19 protein-coding genes, 1 other RNA gene and 1 pseudogene are annotated in these 17098 nt (G+C 60.7%); 15 read left to right on the forward strand and 6 right to left on the reverse strand.

The features are described from left to right. Positions 1 to 111 precede the first annotated feature (111 nt). From gatC to rnpB, 5 genes are all read left to right on the forward strand, one after another. Positions 112 to 399 (forward strand): Asp-tRNA(Asn)/Glu-tRNA(Gln) amidotransferase subunit GatC, encoded by a 288-nt coding sequence (gatC, locus tag H9Q16_RS01820; protein WP_191073669.1) that lies wholly within the window; start codon positions 112 to 114, stop codon positions 397 to 399. Beyond that, on the forward strand, positions 399 to 1886 hold the full coding sequence (gatA, locus tag H9Q16_RS01825; RefSeq protein WP_191073670.1) for an Asp-tRNA(Asn)/Glu-tRNA(Gln) amidotransferase subunit GatA: 1488 nt from the start codon (positions 399 to 401) through the stop codon (positions 1884 to 1886). The genes gatC and gatA overlap by 1 nt, the downstream gene beginning before the upstream one ends. A 41-nt stretch (positions 1887 to 1927) precedes the next feature. After that, a complete protein-coding gene (locus H9Q16_RS01830) occupies positions 1928 to 2731 on the forward strand; it encodes a hypothetical protein (RefSeq protein WP_246455425.1) in 804 nt (267 codons plus the stop codon). Between the two features lie 11 nt (positions 2732 to 2742). Next, positions 2743 to 3390 carry an N-acetylmuramoyl-L-alanine amidase gene (locus tag H9Q16_RS01835; protein ID WP_191073671.1) on the forward strand — a complete coding sequence of 216 codons (648 nt, stop codon included), beginning with the start codon at positions 2743 to 2745 and terminating at the stop codon, positions 3388 to 3390. 48 nt (positions 3391 to 3438) lie between these two features. Beyond that, an RNA gene (rnpB, locus tag H9Q16_RS01840) (RNase P RNA component class A) lies at positions 3439 to 3809 on the forward strand. Positions 3810 to 3901: 92 nt separating this feature from the next. Here rnpB and H9Q16_RS20895 read toward each other — a convergent pair. After that, positions 3902 to 5320: pseudogene (locus H9Q16_RS20895) on the reverse strand (adenylate/guanylate cyclase domain-containing protein); the annotation flags it as partial. A gap of 262 nt (positions 5321 to 5582) precedes the next feature. On the opposite strand from H9Q16_RS20895, the gene rpmG reads away from it, so the two are divergent. The 3 genes from rpmG to H9Q16_RS01865 all read left to right on the forward strand — a co-directional run bounded on the left by rpmG (position 5583) and on the right by H9Q16_RS01865 (position 6710). Continuing rightward, complete coding sequence (gene rpmG, locus H9Q16_RS01855; RefSeq protein WP_007119221.1) at positions 5583 to 5750, forward strand: 50S ribosomal protein L33; 168 nt, start codon at positions 5583 to 5585, stop codon at positions 5748 to 5750. Between the two features lie 77 nt (positions 5751 to 5827). Continuing rightward, positions 5828 to 6331 (forward strand): GNAT family N-acetyltransferase, encoded by a 504-nt coding sequence (locus tag H9Q16_RS01860; protein ID WP_191073672.1) that lies wholly within the window; start codon positions 5828 to 5830, stop codon positions 6329 to 6331. Positions 6332 to 6560: 229 nt separating this feature from the next. Then, positions 6561 to 6710 carry a hypothetical protein gene (locus H9Q16_RS01865; protein ID WP_191073673.1) on the forward strand — a complete coding sequence of 50 codons (150 nt, stop codon included), beginning with the start codon at positions 6561 to 6563 and terminating at the stop codon, positions 6708 to 6710. Here H9Q16_RS01865 and H9Q16_RS01870 read toward each other — a convergent pair. From H9Q16_RS01870 to H9Q16_RS01880, 3 genes are all read right to left on the reverse strand, one after another. After that, complete coding sequence (locus H9Q16_RS01870; protein WP_246455428.1) at positions 6707 to 6988, reverse strand: DUF1272 domain-containing protein; 282 nt, start codon at positions 6986 to 6988, stop codon at positions 6707 to 6709. The two genes, H9Q16_RS01865 and H9Q16_RS01870, sit on opposite strands and share 4 nt — an antisense overlap. A gap of 91 nt (positions 6989 to 7079) precedes the next feature. Continuing rightward, complete coding sequence (locus H9Q16_RS01875; protein WP_191073675.1) at positions 7080 to 7856, reverse strand: Bax inhibitor-1/YccA family protein; 777 nt, start codon at positions 7854 to 7856, stop codon at positions 7080 to 7082. 141 nt (positions 7857 to 7997) lie between these two features. Next, positions 7998 to 8225, reverse strand: a complete 228-nt coding sequence (locus H9Q16_RS01880) for a DUF1127 domain-containing protein (RefSeq protein WP_191073676.1) — start codon at positions 8223 to 8225, stop codon at positions 7998 to 8000. A gap of 124 nt (positions 8226 to 8349) precedes the next feature. Between H9Q16_RS01880 and H9Q16_RS01885 the strand changes: the two genes are divergently transcribed. The 5 genes from H9Q16_RS01885 to H9Q16_RS01905 all read left to right on the forward strand — a co-directional run bounded on the left by H9Q16_RS01885 (position 8350) and on the right by H9Q16_RS01905 (position 12750). Next, the gene (locus tag H9Q16_RS01885; protein ID WP_191073677.1) at positions 8350 to 9225 is read left to right on the forward strand and encodes a LysR family transcriptional regulator; all 876 of its coding nucleotides are present in this window, start codon (positions 8350 to 8352) and stop codon (positions 9223 to 9225) included. A gap of 441 nt (positions 9226 to 9666) precedes the next feature. Beyond that, positions 9667 to 10041 carry a helix-turn-helix domain-containing protein gene (locus H9Q16_RS01890; RefSeq protein ID WP_191073678.1) on the forward strand — a complete coding sequence of 125 codons (375 nt, stop codon included), beginning with the start codon at positions 9667 to 9669 and terminating at the stop codon, positions 10039 to 10041. A 41-nt stretch (positions 10042 to 10082) separates the two neighbouring features. Beyond that, on the forward strand, positions 10083 to 10883 hold the full coding sequence (gene hisN, locus H9Q16_RS01895) for a histidinol-phosphatase (RefSeq protein ID WP_191073679.1): 801 nt from the start codon (positions 10083 to 10085) through the stop codon (positions 10881 to 10883). A gap of 98 nt (positions 10884 to 10981) precedes the next feature. After that, complete coding sequence (locus H9Q16_RS01900) at positions 10982 to 12322, forward strand: 8-oxoguanine deaminase (RefSeq protein WP_191073680.1); 1341 nt, start codon at positions 10982 to 10984, stop codon at positions 12320 to 12322. Beyond that, a complete protein-coding gene (locus tag H9Q16_RS01905; protein WP_191073681.1) occupies positions 12322 to 12750 on the forward strand; it encodes a CAP domain-containing protein in 429 nt (142 codons plus the stop codon). Before H9Q16_RS01900 ends, H9Q16_RS01905 begins: the two co-directional genes overlap by 1 nt. On the opposite strand, the gene guaD is transcribed toward H9Q16_RS01905, so the two are convergent. Then, a complete protein-coding gene (gene guaD, locus H9Q16_RS01910) occupies positions 12747 to 14075 on the reverse strand; it encodes a guanine deaminase (protein ID WP_191073682.1) in 1329 nt (442 codons plus the stop codon). The genes H9Q16_RS01905 and guaD overlap by 4 nt on opposite strands. 113 nt (positions 14076 to 14188) lie before the next feature. Between guaD and mgtE the strand changes: the two genes are divergently transcribed. Both mgtE and H9Q16_RS01920 read left to right on the forward strand, forming a co-directional pair. After that, positions 14189 to 15598 (forward strand): magnesium transporter, encoded by a 1410-nt coding sequence (gene mgtE, locus H9Q16_RS01915; RefSeq protein WP_191073683.1) that lies wholly within the window; start codon positions 14189 to 14191, stop codon positions 15596 to 15598. Continuing rightward, positions 15595 to 16149 carry a 5-formyltetrahydrofolate cyclo-ligase gene (locus tag H9Q16_RS01920; RefSeq protein WP_191073684.1) on the forward strand — a complete coding sequence of 185 codons (555 nt, stop codon included), beginning with the start codon at positions 15595 to 15597 and terminating at the stop codon, positions 16147 to 16149. The genes mgtE and H9Q16_RS01920 overlap by 4 nt, the downstream gene beginning before the upstream one ends. 61 nt (positions 16150 to 16210) lie before the next feature. Here H9Q16_RS01920 and H9Q16_RS01925 read toward each other — a convergent pair whose 3' ends face one another. Then, positions 16211 to 17044: an SDR family NAD(P)-dependent oxidoreductase gene (locus H9Q16_RS01925; protein ID WP_191073685.1), complete on the reverse strand. Its 834-nt coding sequence runs from the start codon at positions 17042 to 17044 to the stop codon at positions 16211 to 16213. Between the last annotated feature and the right edge of the window lie 54 nt (positions 17045 to 17098).

Here is a 17098-nt window from a genome sequence, read left to right on the forward strand (position 1 = left end):
GGCCCGCGCTGGAACAGGTATTTTCAAAAGGGTGAAATGGACAAGCGTCCCGTGCTCTTGCGAGGCGCGGCGCGGGGCGGTAAGGGACGGGCAGGAAAACGGAGACAGCCCATGTCAATTGACGAGAGCACAGCCGCGCGCGTCGCCAAGCTGGCGCGGATCAAGGTGGAACCCGAAGCGCTGGGCGCTTTGGCGCAGGAATTCAATGGTATTCTGGGGTTCATCGAACAATTGAACGAGGTGGACGTCGAGGGTGTTGAGCCGATGACATCTGTCACCCCTCAGCGTTTGAAGCGCCGTGAGGATGTGGTCACGGACGGCGATCAGCAGGACAAAGTTCTGAAGAATGCGCCAGACGCCCGCGAAGGGTTTTTTGCCGTTCCGAAGGTGGTGGAATAATGTCTGATCTGAACAAGCTTGGTCTTGCCGAGGCGCGCGATGCGCTGCGTGCCCGTGAGACATCATCAAAAGAGCTGACCAACGCCTGCCTTGCGGCGATTGATGGGGCAGGGGCGCTTAACGCCTTTGTGCACCATACGCCCGAAAAGGCGCTGGAACAGGCCGCGCAGGCGGATGCACGGTTGAAAGATGCAGATGCCCCCGCAATGTGCGGTCTGCCGATCGGGATCAAGGATCTGTTCTGCACCAAAGACGTTCCCAGCCAGGCGGGCAGTCGCATCCTCGAAGGGTTCCTGCCACAATACGAAAGCACGGTTTCCCAAAACCTCTTTGATGCAGGGGCCGTGATGTTGGGGAAACTCAACATGGATGAATTCGCCATGGGCTCGTCCAACGAGACGTCTGTCTACGGAAATGCCGTGAACCCGTGGCGGCGGGGCAATGATGCCGCACAGCTGACACCGGGCGGGTCCTCTGGTGGCTCTGCCGCAGCTGTTGCTGCCGATCTTTGCCTTGCGGCGACCGGGACGGATACGGGCGGATCCATTCGCCAGCCAGCAGCTTTCACCGGGATCACGGGCATCAAGCCAACCTATGGCCGGTGCTCGCGCTGGGGCATCGTGGCCTTTGCCTCAAGTCTTGATCAGGCGGGTCCGATGACCAAATCGGTGCGCGATGCGGCGATCATGCTGGAAGCGATGTGCGGGCATGACCCAAAGGATTCCACCTCTGCCGATCTGGCGGTCCCTGATTTCGAAGCAGCGCTGACCGGGGACGTGCGCGGCAAGAAAATCGGCATCCCGAAAGAATACCGCATGGATGGCATGCCCGAAGAGATCGAAACGCTTTGGCAGGACGGTATCGCGATGATGCGCGATGCCGGGGCTGAGATCGTGGATATCTCGTTGCCGCATACCAAATACGCGCTGCCCGCCTATTACGTGATTGCACCTGCCGAGGCATCGTCAAACCTCGCGCGGTATGACGGGGTGCGCTACGGCCACCGTGCCAAGCTCGATCAGGGCGACGGCATCACCGAGATGTACGAGAAAACCCGGGCCGAAGGGTTCGGGCCCGAGGTCCAGCGGCGCGTGATGATCGGCACCTACGTGCTGTCAGCAGGGTTTTATGACGCCTACTACAACCGCGCCCGCAAGGTACGCACGCTGATCAAGAAAGATTTCGAGGATGTTTTTGCGCAAGGCATCGACAGTATCCTCACGCCTGCCACACCTTCCGCGGCCTTCGGGCTGGGCGAAATGGCCGATGCGGATCCGGTACAGATGTACCTTAACGATGTCTTCACCGTGACGGTGAACCTTGCCGGGCTGCCCGGCATTGCGGTGCCTACCGGGCAAGACCGCCAGGGGCTGCCGCTGGGCCTGCAACTGATCGGGCGCCCTTGGGAAGAAGCCGATCTGCTGTCTTCCGCCTATGCGCTGGAACAGGCCGCCGGGTTTGTGGCCAAGGCCGATAAATGGTGGTAAGGCCGGGGGCAATTCAGCAGTCCGTAGACAAAGCAGGTCTTATGATACCACGTGTTTTCCTTGTGCTGGCCGCAAGCGCGGCCCTGTCGGCCTGTCAGCCTGCGGTCCCGGATTCGGGCGCAGGTGTGGGGTTTGACGACAACTTCGCCCGCCAGCAAGCTCAGCGCGATGCCGCATTGGCCGCCTCTGTGCCGCCGCCCCCTCCGGTGACGACCGACCCTCTGACGACACCAATCGACACCTCGGTTGATGCCTCTACCGCAGCAACCATCGCAGAGACACAACGCGTTCTGGCGGCGACCGATCCCAATCGTACCGCTGTGCCCACACCCCCTGCATCCACCGTTGCAGCGGTGACGCCAGCGGCAACAACAGCCGCCACGGCGCCTGCGGTTCTGAACAGCGACGGGATCAGCCAGGAAAACAACTTTGACGCCGTATCGGCCCAGCGCGGCATTCAAAGCGATGCTCAGCGGCTGGCCGCGGCACGCGCCCAGTATCAGGTCGTGCAACCTGAAGCCCTGCCAAATCGCGGTGCGACGGGACCCAATATTGTCGCCTTTGCGTTGTCCAGCAATCATCCGATCGGCACAAAGGTCTACAGCCGCTTCGGTTTTGGCGGTCAGTCCAAATACACCCGCGCGTGCAATCGATATAACAGTGCGGATCAGGCGCAGATCGATTTTCTTGCTCGAGGGGGGCCCGAACGGGACCGTGCGGGCGTCGATCCTGACGGTGACGGGTACGCCTGCGCCTGGGACCCAACCCCGTTCCGCAACGCCCGGTCTGCGGCTGAACCTGCAGCGGTGGCGGTCGATCCGCTTGCTATCTCCGACGAGGGCTAGCATTGGCAGCGATGCAGGTCGCACAGCACCTTTCAGCGAATTGCGGGCCGCGCCGGGATGGTTTGCGGCCCGAATTGGTTGTCATCCATTACACGGCAATGCAGACCGCAGCCGCCGCAATCGCGCGGCTGTGTGACCCGGCAGCAGAAGTTTCGGCGCATTACGTGATCAGCCGTCATGGCGCAATCACCCAGCTGGTGGATGAATCCATGCGCGCCTGGCATGCAGGCGCGGGTTCCTGGGGCGGGCGCGGGGATGTGAATTCCCGCTCCATCGGGATTGAGCTGGATCATCGCGGGACCCATCCTTTTGCCGCGCCCCAGATAGACGCTCTTGAAGAGATGCTGCACGCGATCATGGCGCGATGGGACATCGCGGCTGAGGGAATCATTGGTCATTCTGACATGGCGCCGGGTCGCAAGAGCGACCCCGGCCCCCGGTTTGACTGGCGGCGTCTGGAACGGCAGGGCCTGGCGCGGCGGCGCGGACAAGGAGCCGCAACCGGGACAGTCACGCCCGAGACCTTTCAGGCCGCCGCTGTGGCCGTCGGATATCCGGCGGACGTGTCGCACGAGGCGTTGCTTGAGGCAGTGCGCCATCGCTACCGCCCCGGGGGCTGCGGGCCAGTAAGCACGGCAGATATCATCCCGCTGTTGTAGCAATTCCCATTGACCGCGCCCCCGCCAAGCCGCTAGGGCAAAACCTGCGCGGAAGGCTGGATGGCCGCGGCCCAGCCTTGGGTCGAGGAAAGTCCGGACTCCATCAAGCAACGGTGCCGGGTAACGCCCGGGCGGGGCAACCCGACGGACAGCGCCACAGAAATCAGACTACCCTGCATGCAGGGTAAAGGTGAAAAGGTGGGGTAAGAGCCCACCGCGCCGCTGGCAACAGGGGCGGCATGGCAAGCCCCACCGGGAGCAATGCCAAATAGGAACCGCGTGCCGTAAGGCGGGGTGGCTTTGCCCCAGCGGTTCGGGTTGGCAGCTATAGCCTGTGTGGCAACGCACAGGTCAGATGAATGGTCATCCATGGAAGGCAACTTCCGGGACAGAATCCGGCTTACAGGCCTTCCGCGCGCCTAATCGCCTGAAACGCCGTCACATCCGGACCAATCCCTTTCAGCTCGAAAGGGCCCACCGGTGCCAATTCGTTTTCGACTTGCCATGCCGTGGCGTGCGATACAAGGATTTGCCCGGCCGCGGCCTTGTCACAAAGACGCGCTGCCAAATTGGGCGCAGGTCCGATAGCCGAATAATCCTGCCGACCCTCAAAGCCGATCTGGCCCAGGGTCGCCACACCGCTGCCAATCCCGATGCCCAGACCCATGGAGGCCCCGCCCGGCGCTGAGGCAAATGCCGCAAGCGCCGCTTCCACGGCATCCATCATGGAAAGTGCTGTGTCGAGAGCGCGTTGTGCGGCGTCGTCCATGGCGACAGGAGCACCAAATAGCACCATCACGCCATCTCCCAGAAATCTCTCTATTGTGCCGCCGTGTGCGTCGATGATTGGTCCGGCACTTGCGTGAAAGGCGTTCAGCGCGCCGATCACCTGCTTTGGTGGCATGGCGTTGGAAAAGGACGTGAACCCACGAAGATCTGCAAACAATACGGTGATCTCGCCGCGCCGCACGCCCAAGGGGTCGTCGCTGCCATCCCCTTCTACGATCAGGTCGGCAACCTGTGTCGGCAAAAAGCGGCGCAGACGGTTGGTGCGCTCGATCTCGTCCACCTGCTTGGCGACCTTGCCTTCGAGAGACGCATTCCAACTCTGCAACTCGGCCTTTTGGGCCTCGACCTCTTCGTAAAGCGCACCAAGTTGATCGCTCATGGAATTGACGCCTGCCGCCAGATCACCCAGCTCGTCACGGTTCGGTACGGCGACCTGTGCATTGAATTTACCAAGCGCGATCGTCTGTAATGTGCTGCCGATCCTCCGCACGGGCCAGATCAGGGCCGAGGACATGGCAAAGCCCGTTAGCAATGCCAGCCCGATCGCGATAAGTGCGCTGGCAATGACCTGCTGGCGCGACGCCAGAAAAGCTTGCGCGGTGATCCTAGCGGTCTGGGCCATCTCCTTTTCGATGGACTGGATAGTGGTATAGGCCTGACCCCGAACACTGAAGATAATGGGCAGGACCTGCTCCAGCACGATGTTACTGATCGCTTCCAGGTCGCCCGCCCGTCTTAGCTCCAGAATGGTCGAAGCATGCGGCCTGAGTCCCCTGATATCCGCAATGAAATCAGTCAGTCTTTCGGTGTCTTCTTCATCCGCCAGGCGGCGGCGTATCCGCGCGATGTCGCCTTCGGCCGCGCCAACCCTGCTGGCAAAGATCGCACTGGGGTTTCGGGTCAGATTTGACTGGCCGTATTCCTTGTTCGGGTCAAAGGCCGCAGCCGACAGGGCAAAAGTAACCAAGTCCCCCATATAGCCCTGGATATCGCTGTAGGCCGACAGGCGTTCCTGATGTCGGATAAGCGCTTCGGTGCGTTCATTTGCTTTTTGCAGCGCCGTCAATCCAAAGAGCGCCAGACCTGCCATCAAAAGGGTGATACCCAGAAAGGCAATCAGCAGCTTGGATCGGATCGACATACCCGCCCGCGCGACCAGCCGCGACAAGGGATTCAGCGGCCGAGCAGTTTTCTGTGATGGGTTGTCCTGGGGCACGTTACCTCTCTTGTCGCAGGTCAGGGTGAAGAGGAAAGGGGGCTTGGGCAAGAAAAATCCACCACTGAGCGGTGTTGTGACCCTTTATCGCCCACTTTGCCGTTGACTCTGTCTGCTGGCCAATTAGAAGCCGAGTTTCAGAATTCACGCGGGGCGCCAGTGGCATCCTTGCAGCAGGAGACATCTCATGGCGAAGCCAACCACGATCAAGATCCGTCTGAACTCGTCCGCGGGCACAGGCCATTTCTACGTCACAAAGAAAAATGCACGCACCATGACCGAAAAGATGGTCATCAAGAAATACGACCCGGTGGCGCGCAAGCACGTGGAATACAAGGAAGGCAAGATCAAGTAAGATCGCCTTTCGCTTGAGTTTCAAAGGCCGCGCCATCGGGCGCGGCCTTTTGCGTTCTATATCGGAGACATGTACCCATGTCCGACATCGTCATCAGACCCGGCGAACATCGAGACATCGCGCCGCTGGATGCGCTCTTTGCGCGGGCCTATCCCAAACTTCTGGCACCTGACTATCCGCCCTCCGTTCTTGTCACGGCGATCCCGCTGATATCGCGCGCGCAGCCCCGGCTGGTGACCTGTGGCACCTTTCAGGTCGCTATTATCGGCGACACGTTGGTGGGTGCGGGCGGTTGGACGCAGGCCGGGCCCGGTGGCCGTGGTGCGGGTCAGCGTGGCAAGGGCAACATCCGCCACTTCGTGACCGACCCCGATCACACACGCCGTGGGGTCGCCCGCGCCGTGATGACCCGTGTCTTGCAGGACGCAGCCGCCCGGGGCGTGCGTGACATGGCATGCATGTCGACCCATACAGCTGTGCCGTTCTATGAAAGCATGGGGTTCAGGGCCATGGGGGCCATCATGATCCCGCTGGCGCCCGGGATTGATTTCCCGGCCCAGCGCATGCAGCGCAGATTGTAAGTGCGCCCAGTCTGAGCTGTTTCGATGAGCCCATACCCGATACGGACGCGCAGTCAGGAAAGACCAACGCACTGGTTGCGTGGATCAGTCTTGCGCAGTCATTTAACCCGAGTATGTCGCTCTGATGACATCTTTGCATTGAGGGTCAGGTCTCGCGGCCACAAGACGCGCTTGCGCCCTGCCAGCGCTGCGGCAATACTCGCATTATCCTAGCTGCCAAGGAATGATCATGACTGCCAAGATTCTCGCGCTGTTTTGCGCCGCTGCTCTGCTCTCTGCTTGCGGGGGGCGCTTTGTCGGACCGCCGCCGCAGCCGGGGATGAGCGATGCCTATTCCAACAGTGTTGGCTTTACCGGGGTCAGCACCACAAACTCCTAACGATCCGCAGGGGGAATATTACGCGTCGCTTCGACCAGTTCAGCGATGCTTTCCCGGTCATGCTTCAATGCGCGCCGTTTGGTGCCGGCAGGCTGATGTGTCAGGCTGACACCGGCCCGGCGCGCTGTGGCAGGCCGGATCGGGCGCGGCACAAAGCCGCCAGCGCAGTTCGGGCAGACGTTGTGCAGCACATCGTCAACGCAGGCGGCGCAAAATGTGCATTCATAGGTGCAGATCCGGGCGTTTTCCGCATCAGGCGGCAAGTCCGTGTCGCACATTTCACAGTTAGGTCTGAGTTCCAGCATCGCGTGCTCCAAAGAAAAAGGGCCGGTCAGTTGACCGGCCCCAATAGTACGTATCAGTGCCTGCTTACTCGCGGTTACCGAGCAGTTGAAGCAGCAGTATGAACATATTGATGAAGTCGAGGTAGAGGTTCAGCGCGCCCATGATGGCCGCCTTGCCCAGCCACTCGGTATCACCGGTATGTGCATGTGCCAGATAGTCGGTCTTGATCTTCTGGGTGTCGTAGGCGGTCAGGCCTGCAAAGATCAGAACACCAATCATGGAGATGGCGAACATCAGCGCCGAAGAGGCGAGAAAAATGTTCACGATCGACGCCACGATCAGGCCGATCACACCCATGATCAGGAAGCTCCCCCAACCTGAGATGTCCTTTTTGGTGGTGTAGCCCCACAAGGACAGACCAGCAAAGGCAATCGCGGTGATCAGAAAGACCTGCGCGATGGAGTAGCCGGTGAACACCAGGAAGATGGAGCTGATCGAGATGCCCATCACAGCCGCAAAGGCGTAGAACACTGTCTGTGCAGTGGCCGCCGACATGCGGTTGATCATGGCACTAAAGCCAAAGACAAAGACCAGCGGCGCAAACATCACAACCCATTTCAGGGGCGAGGCGTAAAGCGTGTAACCGAACTGCGTCAGATACTCGCTCGCGCTCAACTGGGCGACACCAGCGGCGGGATCAGTTGTCACTGCAAGGCCAGAGATGGCCCAGGCAGCGGCGAAGGTGATCAGCATGCCCACGGACATGGTGCCGTACACCTTGTTCATATGTGCGCGCAGACCCTCGTCGATTGCGGCGGCGCGGGTTCCGGCGGTTGTCCGGATTGTATTCACGTCAGCCATTAAAAGTGACCCTCCAATTGGCAAATGGTTCCGCGCAGGCGACTGCCCACGCGGTATTGCCTTGAATATCGGTGCAGACCCGCGCCATTTCAAGGGTTTTCGTCAGGAATTCCGACCGATTTGATCTGCTTTATGGCTGACTTAGCGCATCCAGTAGTCTGGAACGTCCCAGACCGGGCGGCGCGCCTCGCGCTGGGCAGCGTCAGCTGTCAGGCCAATATCCTTCAGCTCCGCATCGCTGAGCGCTGCAAGCGCCCTGCGGGACCGATAGAGTGCGATCAACTGATGGAATGTGTGCAGCAGGCTGCTGCGCCGGGGAATGTGCCGGATAGCCGGTGTGTGCGTGCAGGTGGAGGAGGGGGAATGCATCAGATGTATCCTTTCCATTCTGTGATGTGTTGTCGTTCTTGTATACTGATGCTTGATATATCGGTTTTTCGGAGGCATAATGAAAACGAATGTTTGTTATGTGTCACATCAAGGATATTGATCTATGCGAAACCTCGACATCACCACCTTGCGATCCTTCGTCGCGGTTGCGGATTCCGGTGGCGTGACCCGCGCGGCGGGTTTTCTGCACCTGACGCAATCGGCTGTTTCAATGCAGCTTAAACGGCTTGAGGAGTTGCTGGGGCTCGATCTGCTGGACCGCAGCGGGCGCACGATTGCGCTCACCGCTTCCGGAGAACAATTGCTCACCTACGCGCGCCGGATGATTTCCCTGAACGACGAGGTTGTCACTCGCCTGACCCACCAGGCCTACGAGGGTGAGATTACGCTCGGCGTCCCGCACGATATCGTTTATCCGGCCATCCCGATGGTCCTCAAACAGTTCCACGCCGCCTATCCACGGGTGAAGGTCAACCTTGAGGCGTCCAACACGCGCGAACTGAAAGAACGCTTCGGCAAAGGGGACTGCGATCTGATCCTGACCACAGAGACCGGCCAGCACAACGGCGCAGAGGCACTGGTCAGCAAGGCATTGATCTGGGTCGGTGCCCCCGATGGCTCTGCCTGGCGGCAGCGACCCGTGCGGCTGGCGTTTTGCCGCCTCTGCACGTTCCGGCCACACGTCATAAATGCGCTCGATACGGCGGATGTGTCTTGGGAAATGGGGCTTGAAACCGACAGCGACCGCACAATCGAAGCCGCCGTGGCCGCCGATCTGGCAATTCATGCCCTCATCGAGGGCACGGAACCGCCCTATCTCGAACGCATCGACCACGGGGGTGCGCTGCCTGATCTGCCGCGTCAGCAGATCAACCTTTACGGTGCCGCCGCCGGCGCGGGCGAATTACAGGATCAGTTGGCGATTCTCTTGCGCAACGCGTTTACCGATGGAAAAACAGCCCGTTTACGCGCTGTGTGACGGTCTGAATGCAGATCATGGGCGGAATTTACACGCTTATGGGATTTACATCGGCGGAAAACAGCTTATGCGTGTGCTATGCAGAGGCTGGTCGCGGGGAAACCGACTTGAATTTTCCCCGGTGGCGCGTTTCTGCTACCTATGCGTGCATTTTTTCATGTTTAAACATAAGTTATATGGGAACTTTTCGTTCAGGATCAGCAAATTTCGCGCATAACCGGGCAATTATCCGGATGAACGCGCCCCAACGTTAGGGCTTAAATAACACCTAAGGTTGTAGATCTTCCGCATATCATGAAATGCGGCCCGGCGAATACTAATTGCCGTGTGGTAAATATTCCTTATGTTGAATGCTGTGTTGCTTTGCGAAAATGTTGCGCGGCAGACGGGAAGCGAAACAAATGGCATGGAGTACGTGCCGAGACTTGAGGAAAGATAAAAATGGCCCACAAGGTTGATGTACATGTCGGCAAGCGCATCCGCCAGCGCCGCTGGCTCACCGGAATGACGCAACAAAAACTTGCCGAATTGGTCGGGATCAAGTTCCAGCAAATTCAGAAATATGAAACAGGGGCCAACCGTGTCAGCGCTTCGCGGTTGTGGGACATCGCTGATGCCCTGGACGTGCAGGTGTCGTTTTTTTTCGAGGGCCTGAAGACGGAAGGCGTTGAAGAGGGTGCGGCAAACGATCCCATCCCTGTTGATCTGATGAGCGACAAGGAAGCGATGGATCTGGTGCGCTCCTATTATTCTATCCCCGAAAATCAGCGGCGTCGGTTGTTTGAACTGGCACGTGTGCTTAGTGACGTCGCCTAAGCCACCTTGCAAAGGCCTGCTCAAGCTGGCAGGCCGACTGCATGACCCATCAAGAACCGTTTGATCCCGATATCGCCCGCGTTGCCCATCTGTTAGCGGAGGCAGCGCGCAGGGCGATTTTGCCGCTCTTTCGCAGTGCGTCCCTTTCCGACGACAACAAAGAAGACGGCGGATATGACCCCGTGACCGAAGCAGATCGCGCGGCAGAGCGTGCGATGCGGGACATTCTTGGCCGCGAACGTCCCCACGATGCTATTTTGGGCGAAGAATACGGCGCTGAGCCCGGCACCTCCGGCCTTACCTGGGTGCTGGACCCCATCGACGGCACCCGCGGCTTTGTCAGCGGCACGCCGACGTGGGGCGTGCTCATCGCCGTCTCGGATGCCGCCGGGCCGTTCTATGGAATCATCGACCAGCCCTATATTGATGAGCGGTTCGAAGGAACGCCCCATGGCGCGGAAGTCGTCTGGCAGCAACAGCGCCGACCCCTGCGCACTCGCACCGCCCGCGATCTGAGTGAAGCTATTGTCTTTACGACCTTCCCCGAGGTGGGCAGCACAGAGGAAGGTCAGGCCTTTCATGCTGTGGCCCAGCACGCCAAGCTCACACGCTATGGTATGGATTGTTATGCCTATGCGCTGGTGGCCAGCGGTCAGGTGGATCTGGTGATCGAGGCAGGCCTTGCCGCCTATGACATTCAGGCGCCCATTGCGGTCGTTCAGGCTGCAGGTGGCATTGTGACCGACTGGCAAGGTGGCCCTGCCCACGAAGGCGGACGGGCCATCGCCGCCGCGAACGCCCAAGTTCATGCGCAGGCACTCGAGATTCTCAAGGCGTATTGACGCCCAAGCAGTCCCCATCGTAGGCCTTTGATGCCGGTTCTTGGCCCGCTTTCCACCGGCACCTCTCACAATCCGCAGGCGGGCAGGAGGCCTGTGAGATGCAAGATATCGTCATCAAGAATGCCCGACACGTCCTGACAATGGATAACACGCGCCGCGAATTGCACGGGGTTGACCTGCATCTGCGTGACGGTGTGATTGCCGCCATCGGTGCTGGTCTCACCCCAGACGGGGCTGACATCATTGACGCCCGGACCTGCGTTGTCACGCCCGGACTGGTCAACACCCATCACCACCTCTACCAGACTCTGACCCGCGCGGTGCCTGCCGGTCAGAATGCGTTGCTCTTTGGCTGGCTGCAGACGCTCTACCCGATCTGGGGGCACCTGACGCCGGACCATTTTCATGTCTCGACGCAGATCGGGCTGGCGGAACTGGCCCTATCTGGCTGCACGCTCAGCTCTGACCACCTTTACCTCTATCCGAACGGCGCACGGCTTGAAGACACCATTCATGCCGCTGCGGAACTGGGCCTGCGGTTCCATCCGACTCGCGGCGCTATGAGCATCGGCGAAAGCGAAGGCGGCTTGCCCCCGGACGCGCTGGTCGAAAAAGAGGACGCGATCCTGCGGGATTGCATGCGCGTCATCGACGCCTTCCACGATGCCGCCGAAGGATCCATGTGCCGCGTAGGTATCGCCCCCTGTTCGCCGTTTTCCGTCAGCCGCGATCTGATGCGCGAGGCCGCTCTGCTCGCGCGCGACAAGGGCGTGATGCTGCACACCCATTTGGCCGAAAACGAAGAAGACATTGCCTATTCGCTGGAAATGTTCGGCTGCCGCCCCGGTCAATACGCCCAGGACCTCGGGTGGGTAGGCCGCGATGTGTGGCATGCCCATTGTGTCAAACTTGACCCCGCCGAGATCGCCCTTTTCGCCGAGACCGGCACAGGTGTAGCGCACTGCCCCTGCTCAAACTGTCGGCTTGGGTCGGGCATCGCACCGGTGCGGGCGATGCGGGATGCAGGCGTGCGGGTCGGTCTGGGCGTGGATGGCTCTGCCTCCAACGACGCGGGCAATCTGGTTGCCGAGGCCCGTCAGGCGATGCTGCTGCAACGCGTCGCCCGCGGCGCTGATGCCATGTCCGCCCGCGAAGCGCTTGAAATCGCAACCCGCAGCGGCGCTGACGTATTGGGCCGCGCTGATTGCGGGCGTCTTGAGGTTGGCAAGCGGGCCGATATCGCCCTTTGGGACGTCTCCGGGCTGTCTTCCGCCGGCAGCTGGGATCCCGCTGCGCTGCTTCTTGCCGGTCCCACAGTGGTGCGCGATCTCTTTGTTGAAGGCCGCCAGATTGTGCGCGATGGACAGATCACAACGCTTGACCTGGGCGCGCTTGTGGCGCGGCAAAACCAGATGGCAGTGGATTTGGGGAATGCGTGATGAAACGCGGCCTTGCAATATTCGTCCTTTCGGCAGCCCTTTGCGGCGCGCCCCTGCTGGCCAATGAAACGGCCACACGGGCGCTGAACGGCATTCGCGCAGAACGCGGACTTGCCCCGGTGACGTATTCCCCGCTTTTGGAAAAAGCGGCCATGCGCCACGCCAGCGACATGGCGCGCAAGGGCTTCTTCTCCCATCGCGGCAGCGATGGATCACGCATGATTCAGCGCATCCAGGCAACAGGGTATCCTGCGTGCTATATGTCTGAAAACATTGCCAAAGGGACGCAGACTATCGCCAAAACCATGGCCGCCTGGACGGCCTCGCCCCCACACTTGCGCAACATGGTAAACCGCAAGGCGCGCGAATTCGGGATTGCACGCGGGCAGGGGGATTATTGGGTCATCGTGCTCGCCGCACCCTGCTAGCGCCAACCCTCCGACACGAGTTGTGCGTCGGCCCGGCGTTGCACCCCTGCCACCCACACATCCTCTACCGCGCGATCATCGCCCATCATGAGAGTGGCAAAAACCGCCTCCCATATATCGCCCGCATTCTCCACCCTCTGTGCAATGGCTGGTGTCGAGGCAAGATCAAGCACGGTGATATCCGCCTCCATCTCCGCCGCCAACGTGCCGATGCAATCGCCCAAATGCAACGAACGCGCCGATCCCGCCGTCGCCAACCACATCAATTGCGCAGCATGCAACGGCGCATGACGCAGCTGCCCGATCTCATAGGCCGCCGCCATGGTCCGCAACATCGAAAATGACGATCCGCCGCCGGTGTCCGTGGCCAGCCCGACCGGAATGCGCCGTGCTGTGAGGCCCGCCATGTCAAACAGGCCGGATCCGATAAAGGTGTTGGACGTGGGGCAATGCACCAATGCCGCCCCCACTTCTGCCAGCTTGTCCACCTCGCGGGGCTCCAGATGAATCGCATGGCCGTAAACCCCGCGCGCCCCAAGCAAACCATGTGCCTCATAGGTATCAAGATAATCCCGCGCTTGCGGATAAAGCCCTTTGACCCAGGCAATCTCATCAATCTGTTCGCTCAGGTGGGTCTGCATCAGGCAGTCGGGATACTCTGCCCAAAGTGCGCCAAGCGCCGCCAGTTGATCGGGCGTTGAGGTTGGCGAAAACCGCGGCGTGATCGCATAGCCCGCACGGCCCTGTCCGTGCCAGCGCGCGATCATTGCCTTGCTGTCGTCATATGCCGACTGCGCTGTGTCCAACAGACCCTCCGGTGCATTTCGGTCCATGCAGGTCTTGCCCGCCACGATCCGCTGACCGCGCGCTGCGGCTGCCTCAAAAAGCGCGTCGACGCTGTGCGGATGAATGGTGCAATAAGAGGCCACCGTGGTGGTGCCATGCGCCAGCGTCAGATCAAGATAACGTGCAGCAATGCTGGCTGCATACGCGGGATCCGCCAGCCGCATCTCTTCGGGAAAAGTGTAGTCGTTCAACCAGTCAATCAGGCGTTTGCCCCATGACGCAATCATCGCGGTCTGCGGGTAATGCGCATGGGCATCGATGAAACCGGGGCAGATCAGCGTGGTCTTACCATACCGTGTCACCGCTGCCTCCGGATGTGCCTTCAGCAACGTCGCCCCGCTGCCAACCTCCACGATACGCCCGCTCGCCATCAGCACGCCGCCGTCGGTATCAATGCGTACCGCATCGTCCCATGGCTGCTGCATAGGGTCGCCATCAAAGCGCAACGTCGGGCCGATCAATAAGGTCATTTCGGTCATGCGCTGACATTAGAAGCGCAGGCCACCGGCGACAATCGCAAAGACCGGCCCGCCTGCCATTGTCAGGCCCGCACACCCTGCCTATGGTCCGCGCAATAGGGGAGGACGCCCGCATGGCCGATCAAATAGAAGAATTGGATGTCCCGCCCGAAGAGGACGCGGAAGAGGGCGAGGTTTACGAACTGGGCCGCCGCCAGGTCGACGGCATCCTTTATGCCGTCGAAATCGATGACCGCGACAAGCTGACCGAGCTGATGGACCCGCTGCACGCAGCCGACATCGCCGACCTTCTGGAACAAATTACCCCCTATGACCGCGCTCACCTGATTCGGCTCTATGACCGCGAATTTGACGGCGAAATCCTGTCCGAACTTGACGAAAGCATCCGCGAAGAGGTCATCGGCGTTCTCAAGCCGCAAGTGCTGGCGCAGGCCGTGCGTGACATGGACAGCGACGATGTCGTCGATCTGGTCGAAGACCTGGAGGACCACCAGCAAGAGGCGATCCTCGACGCACTGGAAGACGCAGACCGCGCCGCCGTAGAGCAATCGCTGGCCTGGCCCGAGTACTCCGCCGGTCGCCTGATGCAACGCGAGGTCGTGATGGCCCCCGAGCACTGGAACGTTGGTCAGGCGATCGACCACTTGCGCGGCACGCCCGAAGACGCATTGCCCGCGCAATTCTACCACATCGTGATGGTCGACCCGCGCCTGCACCCGGTGGGCAACATCACGTTGGGCAAGCTGATGCGCTCGCGCCGCGAGGTGCCGCTCAGTGACCTGCTGGAAGAAACCTTTCAGATCATGCCCGCCACGCTGGACGAGGGCGATGTGGCCTATGCGTTCAACCAGTATCACCTGATCTCTGCACCCGTGGTCGATGCCGAAGGGCGTCTGATCGGTGTGATCACCATCGATGACGCCATGGTGGTGCTTGATGAAGAACACGAAGAAGACATCCTGCGCCTTGCGGGCGTTGACGGCGAATCCACACTGTCGGATTCGATCCGCGCCACGACCCGGCGACGTCTGCCGTGGCTGGCGGTCAATCTGGTCACCGCGATTGCCGCCTCCCTCGTGATCGCGCAATTCGAATTGGCCATCGCCCAGATTGTGGCATTGGCCGTGTTGATGCCCATCGTCGCCTCCATGGGCGGTAATGCAGGTACGCAAAGCCTGACCGTGGCCGTGCGGGCCATCGCAACCAAGGACCTCACCGGCTCCAACGTCTGGCGCGTGATCCGCCGCGAATGCGCCGTGGGGCTGATCAACGGTCTGGTCTTTGCTGTGGTCATGGGGATCGTCGGCGTGATCTGGTTTGGCTCGCCCGCGCTGGGCTACGTGATCGCGGTGGCGATGGTGATCAACATGGTGGTCGCGGGGCTTGCGGGCACCGGCATTCCCATCGTGCTGGAACGCATCGGGGTGGATCCGGCGTTGGCCTCCGGCGCCTTTGTCACGACTGTCACGGACATCGTTGGTTTCTTTGCCTTTCTGGGGCTGGCAGCTTTGGTATTGCTGTGAGCCTCTCCGAGATCAAAACCGCCGCGCGCAAGGCCGCCTTCGCGCGCCGCAAACCCTTGTTTGACACCGCCAATGAGGCTCAGGCCGGATACCTCAGCGAAGTGCTTGCAGGCTACCGTGGCGTGCCGCTGTCAGGCTTTATGCCCATCCGGACAGAGATCGACCCGACGCCCGCCATGGCCGAAGCCAGCGCCTACGGCCCCGTCGGCGTGCCGGTCATCATCGCCGAAGGGCAGCCGCTGAACTTCGCCGCCTGGACGCCGGATACTGAAATGGTTTCCGGCGCATTTGGCGCAGCGGTTCCCGTCGATCCGCAGTTTTTCGAGCCGGAAATCGTGATCGTACCTTTGCTCGCCTTCACCCGCGCCGGGGCGCGATTGGGCTACGGAGGGGGTTTTTATGACCGCACGCTGCAAGGGCTGCGTGCCAAGCGCCCGACGCTGGCCATCGGTTTTGCCTTTGCCGGTCAAGAGGCCGACGTGCCGCTGGAGCCAACAGATCAACCACTGGACCTGATTGTGACCGAAGCAGGCGTCATCGAAGTCGGATAGGACAGGTACTCGGCCCCGATCACCGTCAAGGTCGGCAGACTGACCAGCCTATGCCCTGATCTCAGTCCGCCGCTTCAAACGCTGCAAACGCATCCGCCCAATCCGGATGCCAGCGCGACAGGGGCGGACGGTTCTCCACAATATCCCCGGCTGACCACGCGACCCTTTTGCGATCGGTCACCTCATCCACCATGTTATCCGGGCACAGAACATAAAACTGGCCCTCACCAACCTTCTCAAACAGGTAATCAACCGTCTCTTCGCTGGTCCACGCGCCATCCGGCTTCTCCGGCATGAACCGCGCGACCATCCCCGTATAGGTAAACCCCGGCACAAACAGGTGCACCGCAATCTGCGCCCCGTCTTCGCGCAATTCATGGGCCAATTGCTCGCTCAACACTTTGACTGCGGCCTTTGAGGCATTGTAGCCCGGATTACCCGGCGGGCATGTGATCCCCTGTTTTGAACCGGTATTGATCACCACCGAAGCGTTTCCTGCCGCCTTCATGCGGGGCACAAAGGCCTGCACGCCGTTGAGGATCCCAAAAAAGTTTACCTCCATCATCTGTCGCCAGGTGTCGCCGATGTCCAACGTGCTGGACTGCAGGCCGATGCCCGCATTGTTCATCAGAACCGCGACCGGACCCAGCGCGAACGCTTTGTCGGCAAGCGCCCAAACCGCCGCTGGATCGGCAACATCTGTGGCGTGCGTGTGTACGTTGATTCCTGCCGCGCGCAATGCGTCTGCTGCCGCATCAAGCGCCGCGGCCGCGACATCCGCGATCAGGACAGTGAACCCCAATCCACCGAGGTGATGCGCTGACGCAAGCCCCACGCCGCTGGCGCCGCCGGTGATGACCGCAACGCCCTTGTCCGCTTTGATTTGATCCCACATGGTGCACTCCCTTCTGATCCCGCCACAGCCTGCGCTTTTGGCATTCAATTCACA

It is taken from the genome of Sulfitobacter aestuariivivens, from assembly GCF_014763045.1.
Taxonomy (GTDB): Bacteria; Pseudomonadota; Alphaproteobacteria; order Rhodobacterales; family Rhodobacteraceae; genus Sulfitobacter; species Sulfitobacter aestuariivivens.